Genomic DNA, 13790 nt, shown 5'->3' on the forward strand with positions numbered 1-13790 from the left:
GCTGGAATATTTAATAATAAATATTAAATTTGAACGAGCGCGGCGTCTTTACAATGCGCAAGCATTGCGTCCCGGACATGCTCATGACAGGTCATCACAATAATTTGCCTATCGCCCGATAGCTCCGCCAGCAGCCTCGTAACGGCATGCAGCCGCTTTCGGTCGAAATTGACAAACACATCATCCAGCATAAGCGGCAGCTTGGATCCGCGGGAGGCTTCCTCCGCCAAAGCGAAGCGCATCGCTAAGTAGACCTGCTCCGCCGTCCCTCTGCTTAACAACGTGCTGTCAATAAGGCGGCGCTCCGCGGATTCGAGCCTTATCCCGGGCTCTCCCGGCGTCGTCAGCACCCTGATATACTTGCCGTCCGTCAGCTTCGCAATAAAACGAGATGCATTGCGGAGCACGACAGGCTGGCGCTCTTCCTCATATATCCGTTTCGTTCGGCTTATTAACGCAGCGCTCACCGAAAGGATTGCATAACGCTCTGCATCCGCCTCCAGCTGCGCAACCGTCATTTCTTTCTCGGAAACGAGCATTTGGTGCTCCTCTTCCTTCAGCAGATGATCGAGAGACTGGCGCAATCTTCCCCGCTGTTCAAGCTGCTCCCGCTTCTGCTCCTCCAGCTTATCAAGCTCTGCCTGCGATTTCGCTTGCAGCGCTTGAAGGCGCTCTTCATCATATGTCCCATACAGCTCTTCCAGCTCGGCAATCGTTTCCTCCGGCATGCCTGCCGTTATCTCCAGCTCAAGCTTAGACAGCTCAAGCTCAAGCTCCTGCAGGGAGCGGCGATGCTCAAGCGCCAGTTCGTACTGCGTTTCGCTTGAAAGACCTGCCGCATCCATGTGGAGGGCGATTTGCTGCTGCAGCTCTTGCAATCTGATCTCATCAGCCTGCCTGGTCATGTGCAGCTCCTCACGGCGCGCGATAATGCCGAGCGCCTCCTGCTTTGCTGCGGCGTGCCGGCGCGTCTCGGCATGCAGCAGCCGCAAGGCGAGCACCGGGTCAGCGGACAGCTGGACGGCAGCTTCATCGAGATGCGAGCACAATTCGGCAGCCTGCTTAGCGTAAGCGGCCAGCTGCTTGCCTGCGGCGGCCTGCTTCGCCGCGAGCCGGTCGTATTGCTGCAGCCGCTGCATGGCTTGCTCGGCAAGCTCGAATGCTTCAAGCGCTGCTGCCGGCGACATGCCGGCAGGGAGCGAGCGCGCTGCCAGCCAGCCGGCCCATTGCCGGGCGATGGCTTGCCTTGCTTGCGCGGCGGCGTCGGCGGCCTCGCTGCGCCCTGCAGCGTGCGCGCGCAGCCGCTCCAGGCGGCGGGCGAGCTCGCTGCAGTTGTCGATGAGGCGCTCGCTGTTTTGCAGCGTCTCGAGACGGGCTTCGACTGCGGCGCGCAGCTGTGTGCGCGCCTGTTCGGCTGCGAGCAAGTGCTCAGCCGAGCTGTGATGCTTCGCGGCAAGCAAAGCTGCCGCTGCCTCTTGAGGCTCATACACCATAGCCTCCAGCGCTTGATGCACACGCATCTCCCTCTCGCTCAGTGACGAATCAGCCGATCCATTTGCCGTCGGCAAGCCTCCCCGTCCCCTTCCACGTCCTTGTCCGCGCAGCCGCCCGCCATTCGCGCCTGCCGCATAGACTGCGCTGCGGCTCCGCAGCAGCGCAGCGGCAGCGAACGCCAACGCTGCTCCCGCCAGCGCCAGCGCAGCTAGACCCGCTCCGCCGGCAGCGCCGCTGAGCGCGGCAGCCCCCAGCGCTAGCGCGGCTCCGCCAGCGCCTGCCGCCGCAGCCCACAGCAGGCCGGCTCCGCTTCGGCCCGCTGCTGCCGCGCCGCGGCCAGCCGCATCGCTTCCGCTCGCGCCTGCGGCGGCTCCGGCAGAGCGCGCCCGCTCGAGCTCCCACTCGCGGAGCGCGCTATCTAGGGCGTTCCACGCCCCCTTCAGCGCATCCCGCGTGTGCGGAAGCACCTCAAACCCTACGCCGCCAACCTGCCCTTGCCTGGCCGTATCGCGTTCAACGGCTGATCTCGCTTCCTCCCAAGCGCTGCTTGCTTCAAGCTCCTGCTGGCCCAGCGTCTCCAGCTCAGCCGCGAACCGTTCCTCTGTCCGCAGTTGCTCAAGCTCCTGCTGCCTTGCGATCCTCACATAATCGCGATCGGCGACGGTTACATGGAGCTCTCTTAACTGCCGCTCCGTCCATTCCGGCGCAATGCTGCATACAAGCCTCGCAATCCGCTCGTCATGCTCCCTCAGCTCCGCTTCCAGCTCAGCCCCATCCTGTTTAAGCTTTCGCATGCTATCCGACGTTTGGAGCAATGCCTCCGTTTCATCCCCGAGACGGATCAGCCGCTCGTCGTAGCTAACCGCCTCAAGCTGAAGTTCCAGCAGCATGGCTTTCTGCCGCTGCTTCTCGATTTCCTCGCGCAGTTCCGCCCGTTGTCTGAGCAGCTCCTCCCAGCTTTTCTCCGCATGCAGCGAAAGGCGAGCAGCGTAAGCGATACTCTCGCGTTCTATCAACAGCTTCTGCTTCCGAATCCACAGCGGCCTGGCCGAGCATGCCTTGTTCAGCAGCTTTTGACGAGTCTCTCTCGCAGGCAGCTCCTCCGCAAGCCATCGAAGCAGTTCATCAAGCTTCGCCGTCTGCTGCATCAGCTCATTGTACGAGGCAATTGCATCCTCCCGCTTCCGCAGGGAGGTTTCGAGCTGCTCGATCGTTTTCAGCTGCCTATTGATCTGCTGATTCGTGCCGCGCGGCTTGAATAGCGATTCCATCTCCTGCGCTAACCGCTTCTCCGCTGCCGCAATCGATTTGCCGCTGTCCCAACCCGCCTGGTACAAATAACGTCCGAGCTCATCGCTGGACAACGCGCCTACCTCCTGCAGCTCGGTAAGCGTGATTGCGAACAATTGCCGGTACAGCCTTTCGCTGACGCCTCCAAGAAACTGCCGCTCCCAATCCGACTGGGTGAGTACTGCGCCTTCCGAAAAAGCGGCTTCAGCAGCATCGACGAGTGAATCCAAGCAGTCGTTTAACTGCCGGTTTCCGCTCGGCGCATGACCTAACCCGCGCAATCTAAGCTTACCTGAGCCATCAACCGCATAACGCTCAACAACGTACTGCTCATCCGCCGCATCTCGAAAAAACAACCGTCCGCCATGTTTGCCGCCATTCACAGGCTCCTGCCGCTCATTCGGCTGCCCGCGTTTGGCGAAGCCGAAGAGCATCGATCGAATAAAGCCGAACATCGTGCTTTTGCCCGCTTCATTCGGACCATACACGATGATCACGGGCGCATCGAGCGGAACATGCCGCCCATACAGCTGTCCGAAACCGTCAATCTCAGCCTTCAAAAGCTTCATGCTTCATCGTCATCTCCTAAAGTTGTCGTATAAGCCTATTGCCCAAGCATAGTCAGTCCTGATCATTTCCATGGATGGATCCAAGCGTAAGCTCCCGCGCCAGCTCCAGCCAGCGCTCCGGCAGCTCGTCCCATTTGTCCTTCATAAGCCTGCCCAGCTTCGGATGACCGGCAAGCGGGCTTACCGTGTCTCTTGCAAAATCCCGCCACAGCGTCTTATCCTCTGCTAATGCAGCGCTGAATCGATACAGCTCCCCGGCGAAGCTGTCCTCTGCTGCAAGCTCCCGCCAATTCAGCTCAGCTCCTGTAAGCGCCTCAAGCCCATGCACGAATACCCACGGCTCGCCGGACGAATACGGTCTTCCCTCCTGAAGCTGCTCAAGCAGCGTTCGAAGGACCGCAGGTTCGGATAGCTTGTGATGCAGCGGGCCGCGGCCGGTCATGCAAAGGCGAAGCATGACGGAACGGCCTTCAGCCTCGTCCAAAACCCGGTCAATCTCTGCGTCGAGCTGCTGCAAAAGCTCTTGCTCCGAGTTAACACCGGCAATAGAACAGTTATGCTCGAACCAACGCACCTCATCTAGCGGCAAAAAGGTCAGCCGGGCAGCTCTAGCTGCCGTCACATCTACGATATAGCAGCCCTTCGCTCCCGTTTCGCGAGGATTTCTCCCTTGCGTATTACCGGAATAAACGACATGCGGATATTCATGCAGCACTTTTCGGTGATGGATGTGGCCAAGCGCCCAGTAATCGAACCCTTTGCCGCCAATTAGCTCGTCGAGCGCGCATGGCGCATACGGATCATGTGATCCGTCGCCGTCGACATTGCCGTGCAGCAGCGCGATGTGAAACGGCGCCTCAGGTTGAATAAAGTACCCCGCTGCCACATTTTCCGTCACCACGCGCGTACCGTACGATCTGCCGTAAACAAAAGCAGCCAGCTCACCGCTTTTACGGTAAGCCGGCCGATATTCCATTTGATCCGCTCCAAAAACATAGACGTTCGGCGGCAGCTTTAGCGCTGCCCGCGCGCCATTTAGCGGATCATGGTTTCCATGAATGACATACACGGCAATTCCATGTTCTTCCAGCTTCTCCCATTCCCGTACGAGCATGAGCTGAGCCCGCAGCGAGCGGTCGGCTTCATCGAACAAATCGCCGGCCAGAACGATAAAATCCACTTGTTCGCAAATAGCGGCTTTCGTCAATTGCCGCAGCGCCGCGAATGTTGAATCGGTCAATGCCTCTTTTACGTGGTCCGGTGCCTTTACAAGCCCGCGGAACGGACTGTCCAGATGCAAATCTGCTGCATGAATGAATCGAAAGGGTACCGACATTCCAAAACCACCTGTTCCGATAGAGTGAGCCGTTATTCCGGCTTCATATGGATATAAACTTTTTTCAGCTGTGCAATGACCCGCTGCAGCGAGTACACCTTTTTCGCCTTATCCCAGCCTGCTCTAGCCAAATTGTACCGGTACACCGGATCGGTTACGACCTTCTCGAGCGCATCGGCCAGTGCTGCCGGATCCTCCGGCGGCACCAGCAAGCCATTGACTCCGTCTTCGATTTGCTCGGCAATGCCGCCTACGTTTGTGCCCACTAGCGCAAGCCAGCACAATGCCGCCTCCGCGAATACGGAACCGAATGCCTCCGCACGCGACGGAAGTACGAATACGTCGAAAAATGGCATAAATTCCTCAGGATGCAGCATGTAGCCGTAAAAGATGATATCGTCATATAAGTCAAGCTGTACGGCTAATGCCTCAAGCTCCTCGCGAATCGGTCCGTCTCCAATAATATGCAGAACAAACGGATGGCCCTTTTTCTTAAGCTCAGCGCATGCATGCAGCAGCACGTCCAGCCCCTTCGCCGGGACAAGCCTGCATACCGTAATAAGCTGCGTAATCGCATTTTCATGGGCGATTGGCTTAAATCGTTTTTCATCAAAGCCGTTCGGGATTACCTTAATCCGCTCCGGATGCTTGATATGAGGGGCTATGTATGAACGGAACGATTCAGATACCGTAAGCATATGATCCGCCTTCGCCTCCAGCTCCCCGTAAATACTCATTAGAAATTGATGCTCCGGGCCGCCGTCTTTAATTTTCCCGTTCAAAATAAGCTCGCGCTCATAGCTGGAGTGAATCGTCACCACGAGCGGCGTATCCGGAAATAGCTGCTTCATGACGAGCGCCGCAATCGGATGATGAGCATGTATAATATCGTACGGCTTGTTGATGCGCATTTTCGTCCACCATACGTAGTCTTTATAGGTTTGAATATATTTATCTACTATCAGGTTTCCGCTGTAGGCCGTATGATCGAAGGTCTCGAATACAACCTCCTCTTGCCCTTTGCTTCTTACCCGCTTAGGTAGAGAGAACAATTCCATTTGCCAGCCAAGCTTTATAAATCTATCCTGAATGTACGGGATCATGGAAGAAACTCCTCCCGGCTGCTCCGGTGGAAAAAACAACGCTTGTAAAATATTCATGGGTCCCATCCTTTCAACGTGAACGCATCTTCCAAACTATTCGCTCACCGTAAAACATGATATATTAGAACATATGTTTCTGTAAAGCTATTGAATCCAATCCTGCATAACGGTGGTTATTTCATGTCAATTACACAATGGCTTTCAGGCCCGAACGGTCAACTGCTCTCCTCATCGGCTGTCATCGTCATTCTCGTCTTAATGCTCTTTATGTCAGTAAAACTCTATTCGAGCTACCGCAATAAACATATTTACCGCTTGCTCATTACGGCTATACCGCTCATTATCGTCAAACAGTGCCTGCTCGCCGCTCTTGCCTTTCCGGGCTGGTCATTAATCTCGTGGTTTTATTTGGCTTTTGCCATATTGCAAATCATTTCTTTTATTATTATAAACTTTGTTTTCATGAAATTATATACTGGGCGTTCTGTTCAGCTGAAAGTCACTCCCTTTATTATTATGAGTATGATGACATTCGTCATTGCAGGCATACAATTTGCAATTGCGCCCTTTACGATTGAGACGGCAGTCCGTTCGCAAAATCTTACGTTTCCCGCACTCGACTTTTATGGCTTAATCGTCATTTTCATGATTATGCTTGACACAAGAAGCGCGAATATGAGCTCCAAATATTATGCCAGCCTCATCGTCTTCATCGCAAGCGAGCTGGCAAGGCTTGCTGATGCCTACGTTTTTCATGGCTCGCTTATTTGGTTGATATCTTTGAGCCAGCTGCTGCCGATCGTTTATTACACACTTTTATTTGTACTGCTCTTTGAATGGGTTATCGAGCGCCTCATGTATTCGTATCAATCCTCTATTATGGATGGCTTGACCGGGCTATATAACCGACGCCAATTTTATGTGAAGGCCGAACAGCTGCTGCAAAGCAGCAAGCCGATTGCGGTTCTTTTTTGCGATATCGATAACTTTAAGAAATTAAACGATACCCATGGCCATTATAAGGCCGATGGCGTGCTTAAACAGGTTGCCGAGATAATTAAGGAGGAGTCGAGCGGGATCGGTTCGGCGGGACGTTACGGCGGAGAAGAGCTTTTGAGCTGCATCAGTATCAAGCGGGTGAAGCCTGAAATCGTAGCCGAATCCATCCGGCGCAGAATCGAGCAGGAGACGATGGTAACGATAAGCGTAGGCTTCAGCACATCCAAAGAGAGCGGGGACATTCAAAAAATGATCAAGCAAGCCGATGAAGCCATGTACCATTCGAAGACGACGGGCAAAAACAAAGTAACGCCGTACAAAGCAGCTGCTTTCCGTAGATAGCCGCATGCTCAAGACTAGGCTTGCCCCTGTCCGTCAAGGCTTGCGTGTTCATAATGATTGCTGTTTTGGTTTACCCGATCAAGGAAATTATTCATCAGCAGGGATAAGGAGATCAGGATCGGTGGATCGTCCGGGCGGGGAACATGAAGCGTTACCTGCTGATGCGGCACGGAGAAGTATGGCGTAACGACGATCGGCTCCTTTGACCTTGTGCGCAAGGTGGTATGCGGAAGCAGAAAATCTCTAGCCTGCATCTCCCAAGAGACCGATGTGGCCATCAGGTAATAGGTGCCCGGCTTGACGCCCGTTAAACAAAAATCGCCCAAAGAGGAAAGCAGCGTCCCGTATAATGGCAGCCCTTCCGGAATCGGTTTGGCAAACAAGCCGATCAGAATGACACCTTCAAAAGGAATTTCGGCGTGAATGCTCCCTTCTATTCGATCGTGCAGTTTGGAAGGCGGATGCAGCGGACTCCAATGTTTAAGCTGTTGCAATGTGCGTAAGTGATTGTCCGCTTGCAGCGTCGAGTTTCGAAATTCAGAGGGCGTAACCCCTACCTTCTCGGTAAAGCGGGAGGTAAAGGTGCCAAGACTCTGTTGTCCGATCTCCAATCCGACATCACGAACGCTCAAATTCGTGTGCAGCAGCAAATCTTTTGCCTTCTGCAGGCGAAGAGAAGAAACATAATATAAGGGGGAAAGGCCGATTCTCTCTTTAAAAATTCGCGTGAAATGGTATGTACTATAACCTGCAAATCCGGCTAACCGGGAAAGAGGCAGCGGCTCATAAATATGCTGATGGATATATGCGATCACCCCGTCTATTTCTGAATACCGGTTCGTCACTATGACTGCACCATCCTTCCTCATTTGCAATTACCTGCAATTGCCGCACAATACAGAACTAGTGTTCGCATTTATATTACCATATATTTCATGAATATGGAATCACCTTTTTGTCATATCGAAATAACACCGCTCTGGCCTCTTACCTCAAATTTCCAATCGATAAATATATTTAACATTGCAAAAAAATTGCAAAAAACACCGCTGCAGCGTTTTTACAACCTTGATCAAGCCTGGTCCAGCCTGATCAAACCACTGCAGCGGTGTTTTTCTGTTTTTCTTTTGTGCGTATATCCAAAATCGATAATCTAATCGTCAATTGCCCTTGAAACAGCATGACTGTCAGGCTCATCTTAATCACGCAGCCGCTTTGTCAGACTTCGCCTCCAGGATACAGCGTCGAGCTGTAGAGGCGCTTCGGCTGCGGCAGCTGCTTTCCGCCGGAAGAGATCCCGCTTATATCAACAGACCGGCTGGAATAGACCGTGGCGGTAAAATCATTATAAATAACGACCTGCTCTGTCCCTCTGCCGAGCAAATCCGCATGAACAGCGTAACCGTCCGACGGAAAGCGGACGACCTCGTTCATCCACCCGTCGTATAAAGTCGGATACACGCCCCCGCCCCTCCGGTAAGCGAGTATGTAATCAGGCGCGCCCGGTTTCCAGTTCTGCAAAGTCTCGATGATCGTCAGCCAGCCGTCCGTTCTGCGGTCTTCCTTCCAAAGCTCCCGTCCTTCCGAATCGAGCAGAAACAAAGCATCCTTTCCTTTCCGCCCAAGACCGTCATCCTCGCGAACGAGACGATCCAAACCCGCGATCTGCATACCGGGCAGGTCGCGGCGAAACCGCCCAAGCGCGATATGCTGGGACTCGACCGATCCTTCATGCCGCCACAGCTCCCTGCCGTCCCGGTCGTACATGACGGTCACACTTCCCCCGATAACGAGCTCGGGTACACCGTCACCGTTCACGTCCCCTACCCAAATACAGTCCGCATGATCTTCCAAATCTCTGCAGCTCCATAGCAGCCTTCCTTGCGGGTCGAGCAGATCATAACCTGCCATCACCTCGTCCTTGCCGTCTCCGTTCATATCGTAGACCCAAGGAAAATGGCCCGGATTTCCCTCATGCGTCCACAGCAGCTGAAATTGCCGGTTCATCGCCCACATTTTATGATAGCGGTCCTTCAAAATAATATCGGACGCCCGGCCGTTATCGGACAAATTCGCAATAATGATACAGTCATGGGCATGCGGATCAGGGAGCGGATACGTTTCCTTCACCTCACCGCTTGCCCCGTCGATAATATGAAACTGATCGTCCATTACGCATAAAACCTCCAGCCTGCCATCGCCGTCTATGTCGTAGATTTGGGCCGGATAGTCGGAGCCTTGGCTGCCTGCCTCCGGATTCGGAGCTCCTCTCTGCCACAGCAATTGGCCTTCAAGGTCGAAGGCGGTCATGCTTTGTACCTGATGAGGGATATAACGAACATCCTGCCGGTTATCAGACTGCACGAGCAGCAGCTCCATCCGGCCATCTCCGTTCAAATCACCGAGCAGCATCTTGCAGCGCGGCCCCGCAGTGCTGATGTCGATTTTCCCCAGTTGTATTGCATCCATTGCCTCTTCCTTCATCGTTTTCCCTCCTAAACTCTAAGGCTGGCTTCCTTATGCGAAGCTCATTTGGCTGCCGCCTTTCACTTCGACGATGCCGCCGTCGACGCTTAGCCATACACTAGCTGCCGACGGGTTATATACGAAGCTGAGATCCGCGGAAAACTTCAGCTGACTGTACGCTTTCATATAATCCACGATCTGCAGGTTCGTAGCGTACCATATGTTGTCTTGGCCAGAGGTCAGCTCGCAAAAACGTTGGATAAGTTCCCAGTTACCGTCGTTATCAAACTCATAGCTATGTCCCCATACGTACATCAAATACAAATATTGCGTTTTGTGCAGACCGACGAACGTCTCCGCGCGCTCTAGCAAGCGGTCGTTATGATGGCAGGTAGGCTTCCATTCATGCCAATCATCAGGCATAGAGAAGCCTCCCGTCGTTTGCACGACCCGTGCGTATTCGATTCCCAAAGCGGGAAGCATCCGTTTAATTTCTTCGTTAAATGATCCGTTCGGGTAAGACATCCCGCGTACGGAATAGCCTGCAAGTTGTTCCAGTCTTTTTCGGTCCTCCATCACTTCATGGACGATTTGTTCCTTCGGGCAGCGCGCAATCGTCGGATGAGTAAGCGTATGAGCGGATACCTCATGTCCTTCATACAGAGCTGCCGCTTCTTCTTCCGTCAACCGGTTACCCGTGCCGAACAAACCTGCATTCAAATGGAATGATCCTTTAATGCCATAACGGTTGAAGATGGACACGAGTTTTCTGTCCGCCGTCATGCCATCGTCATAGCTCATCGTTAACGCCTTATGCTTGCCTTCCGGGTAGCATATTAATATTTTCGGCATAAACTCCTTCTCCTTCCTGTGCAGCAGCTATCTGCTGCGCTCATCCTTGTTCCAGATCCGCGGGTCCGTAAACGTTCAAGTTCGCATACTCCGCTATGAATGGCGACATTTGCCGAAATCCGATCTTTCCCGCTCCGAGTATCGGGCCAAAGGTTGCCCCGTCATCGACCCAGGACAGCACGGGAAGCCCGTTGATCGAAAAATCAATGCGCGGTCCCCGCTTCTGAAGCAGCATCCGATAGAAGCCTTTACAATCCGCGACCGAAGGCAGCGGGTCCGCACCTTGTGCGGCTAAGTGAAAGCCGTAGCTCTTCCGCAAATTGCAGGTATGAAATTCCCGCTCATCCGGCCAGCGCCTGCGGTAATACGAGAGATGAAAGGCATCTATGTCCCCGTGATGATATTGCTCGTACTCGCCCGTGCGCGTCGCAAGCGCCGTATCGAACAAATCAATGCCGTTTACACCTTCTGCCGCGAAAAAAAGTATGGCGAGGCCAGGCTCCCGAATCGGCCTAAATTCCCATGCCACTGCAAGGTCTGCCGGAAAGCTCTCCGGGCACCACATCACAAAATTCGCTTGCTGCCCCCCGTCCGGCTCGCGCGCGCTCTCCAGGCGCATCCGTCCCGCGGGGAACGTCATGACCGCTTCTCCTTCCACCCGAAAATGCTTCACATCTTCCAGCGACTTCAGCGGATTGCTGTAAAGCAGTCTCCATTCCGGCGATATCATGGCATAGCCTCTGCGAATAGTTCAGGCAGCCATTCGGCTATCAGCTCCAAGCTGATGATTGTGTTCAACGACCATTGCGCCGCTTCATTCGTATTTATCCAATCAATTTCCTTCAATTCACCGACATACGTAACGGTTGATACTTCCTCCTGAAGCGGCATTCGCGCAAATGGATTTTGCAGCAGCACCCTCCAAGTATGCTTCGCAGTAGCAGCATCCTGTTTAAAGTTGGCTCCGAACGCCGAAATTGCCATGCTAAGCACCGGATGCGCGAAGTTGCTGTCTTTGATCTCCCCGCCTGTAATAAGGTCCTTCTCCGCTTGTGACCGGTTATAAAACACGCCGAATTCGGCCATCCTCGCTTCCCATTCCGGGTCCTTAAGCATGGCTGCCAGTTCGAACCATACCTGCGGCGCACCCATGCTTACCGCTAAATGACGTCCCCAATTATCGTCGCCGAGCGGGGTCAGTATTCCGGTCTCGGGATCATAGCCGTAGGTCGGCCCGGAAATAAGCCCGAATTTAGCTTGCTTGACGCAATCGATGCCCACAACAATTTTGTCCCGGTACGTCTGATCCTCGAAGCGCTCCCATCTGGTCATCCAGTTCGAGCTAAAAGCCGCCCAATCCGGTCCGATCCGGATATGCGTCTTGTGCTCGTCCTTCGGAAAATAAGCGCGCATCGGATCTAGGTTAACGGTTGAGAAATCCGCATCCTTCACCTCATCCATAAGATCGCCAATTCGCTCATCAGCGGTCAAATAGTAATAGTAGCGGTGCAGGCCGGCCATAGCGATCCGCGCCTCCTTGCACCCGCAGCCCCAATGAACGACATTATGCCTGGAGCCGAGCCCCGCATATTCGCCGAAATGATAGACATCGACCTCGCTCGTATGCCGCGTCATCGCTTCGGCAAGCCGGAATACGTCCTCCCGGCCCGACCGCAGAAACATTACCCACAGCCACATATTCGGAGCAAGCTCCGTATTTTGCCAAGCGCAGCCGCCCAGATCATAATTCCATACATGTCTGACCGGATCATAGCTATGCATGAAGTCGCCGTAATCCCAGAAGCCGTACCACCTCCGCTGTTCGACCTCCGACTGGTAGAAGGCCACGATGCCCTCCAGCTTATCCTCCAAATACGTCTTCGCCGGCGTGCTGCGATCCGGCAATCCCCACAAGCCGAATGCGCGTGTCTCATGCAGGTAATCAGGCTCGCAAACGAGCATCGGCGGCGATCCGACTTGCTCGCGCATCGTTTGCAGCCGCTGCGGTCCCGGCGTTTCCGAGGTGCACCAAAGCGTCAGCTCGCTTGTATTGGCAATGCCGTACGGGGTTGCCCGCAGCTCCTCCGCTCCTTCGTAGGACGACTCCACATGCGTCTCTGTATCATAGTGCCGAAGATCCATTGCATCACCGTCCGGCGACCAGAACCAAACGGTAAGCTTCGCCTCCTGCGCAGCTGTTCCGCCAATTTCCAGACCGGAGGGATGCTTCTCCCAGAAGCTCCGCAAGCCGGCCGCCAAGCCTCCGCCTTCGCTGCCGACATAACCGAGGCCGCCTGCTCTTCGTCCCTCGGCCGCCTTGATCCAGCAGCATTCCTCCTTCGTCCGCTTCCATACCCCGTAATGATCGGCTGAGCGCTGCACCAGCTTGAAATCATCCCATACTGCCGAATCATCCAGCAGTCCCAGAAAATAACGGTCTTCCTCAGCGTCGAAATCGACGGAATCCCCTTTGGTCTGCCGCTCGAAGAGCTCCCTGTATTTGCCCTTTGTCCGGCGGGTGTGCAGCGTTTTCGGCGATTCGCTAAAAAAACCGCTGTCCCCCGCAAACCGGACATGGCGGTTGTATAACGGTCCTTTCATCGGAACGGTGAAGGCTATGCCTAACGCTTTGATAAAATCCGAATGCGGATTTCCGTCGTAATGGAAACTGTGTACGATACGTATCGTTTCAAGACCCGCATATACATATAATCGCAGTGTAATCGGCAGCCATTCCCTCGTTCCGGAATCGGAGCGATGCTTCCCCACCAGCTTGACGACCGCCCTAACCGGTCCGCTTTGCTCGATGGTCACCTTATGCAGGCGGCATGTAAAGCTTTCCTCGCGAATGGTTTTAACGCCGGAGACGGAGCTGCGTCCTTCCTTGACCGATACAAGCTTGCCTCCGCTGCACAGCAAGGCGCCGTTTCGGAGGATACGGTCAATGATCTTCTCTCCTTGCTTTGGTACGACTAACGATATAACGCCCGTATCCAGCACTATGGATTCATCGGTTTCCTTCACGGTGACCGCATGAGCCGCTTCAGCGCCATTCCCATTGACAACCTCGTAGCCGTCAGGCGCGGAAGTCAAGGAAGCCGCTGCATGCGCGGACCATTTGACGCTGCCGTCGGGCCAAAAAGCGGTTGGCCAGCTTTGCATAGCGACTTTCTGTCCGCCGCCTTTATGATGCAGTGCAAGTGCATCCTCACGCCGCAAGTCCCCTTCCTTCCACGGAATGCCGAAGGTTAACCCGACCGGTTCAGTTTCCGAATGGTTCAACCATCGCAGCTTAACGGAACTTGTTGATAACATCATTAAAAAGCCTCCTTTGAATTG

Annotated in this window: 9 protein-coding genes; 1 reads left to right on the forward strand and 8 read right to left on the reverse strand. The window is 54.2% G+C overall.

The window, feature by feature from the left end; genetic code table 11:
* Window positions 1-23: 23 nt before the first annotated feature.
* Genes AC0YNZ_RS02865 through AC0YNZ_RS02875 form a run of 3 tightly spaced genes read right to left on the reverse strand, consistent with a single transcriptional unit; the run spans window position 24 to window position 5849 of the window.
* Entirely contained in the window at window positions 24-3353 is a 3330-nt protein-coding gene (locus tag AC0YNZ_RS02865; RefSeq protein ID WP_475825172.1) for an AAA family ATPase, read from the reverse strand.
* Between the two features lie 52 nt (window positions 3354-3405).
* A complete protein-coding gene (locus AC0YNZ_RS02870; protein ID WP_475825173.1) occupies window positions 3406-4689 on the reverse strand; it encodes a metallophosphoesterase family protein in 1284 nt (427 codons plus the stop codon).
* 32 nt (window positions 4690-4721) lie between these two features.
* Window positions 4722-5849 carry a glycosyltransferase family 4 protein gene (locus tag AC0YNZ_RS02875; protein WP_475825174.1) on the reverse strand — a complete coding sequence of 376 codons (1128 nt, stop codon included), beginning with the start codon at window positions 5847-5849 and terminating at the stop codon, window positions 4722-4724.
* 123 nt (window positions 5850-5972) lie between these two features.
* On the opposite strand from AC0YNZ_RS02875, the gene AC0YNZ_RS02880 reads away from it, so the two are divergent.
* Window positions 5973-7133 carry a GGDEF domain-containing protein gene (locus AC0YNZ_RS02880; RefSeq protein WP_475825175.1) on the forward strand — a complete coding sequence of 387 codons (1161 nt, stop codon included), beginning with the start codon at window positions 5973-5975 and terminating at the stop codon, window positions 7131-7133.
* Between the two features lie 14 nt (window positions 7134-7147).
* On the opposite strand, the gene AC0YNZ_RS02885 is transcribed toward AC0YNZ_RS02880, so the two are convergent.
* From AC0YNZ_RS02885 to AC0YNZ_RS02905, 5 genes are all read right to left on the reverse strand, one after another.
* Complete coding sequence (locus AC0YNZ_RS02885; RefSeq protein ID WP_475825176.1) at window positions 7148-8002, reverse strand: helix-turn-helix transcriptional regulator; 855 nt, start codon at window positions 8000-8002, stop codon at window positions 7148-7150.
* 349 nt (window positions 8003-8351) lie between these two features.
* Complete coding sequence (locus AC0YNZ_RS02890) at window positions 8352-9617, reverse strand: hypothetical protein (protein WP_475825177.1); 1266 nt, start codon at window positions 9615-9617, stop codon at window positions 8352-8354.
* Between the two features lie 33 nt (window positions 9618-9650).
* On the reverse strand, window positions 9651-10451 hold the full coding sequence (locus AC0YNZ_RS02895) for a polysaccharide deacetylase family protein (RefSeq protein WP_475825178.1): 801 nt from the start codon (window positions 10449-10451) through the stop codon (window positions 9651-9653).
* Between the two features lie 40 nt (window positions 10452-10491).
* Window positions 10492-11181: a DUF1961 family protein gene (locus AC0YNZ_RS02900; RefSeq protein WP_475825179.1), complete on the reverse strand. Its 690-nt coding sequence runs from the start codon at window positions 11179-11181 to the stop codon at window positions 10492-10494.
* On the reverse strand, window positions 11178-13766 hold the full coding sequence (locus tag AC0YNZ_RS02905; protein WP_475825493.1) for an exo-rhamnogalacturonan lyase family protein: 2589 nt from the start codon (window positions 13764-13766) through the stop codon (window positions 11178-11180). The genes AC0YNZ_RS02900 and AC0YNZ_RS02905 overlap by 4 nt, the downstream gene beginning before the upstream one ends.
* Window positions 13767-13790: the final 24 nt, after the last annotated feature.

The sequence above is a fragment of the Paenibacillus sp. J2L1-98 genome (assembly GCF_056269405.1).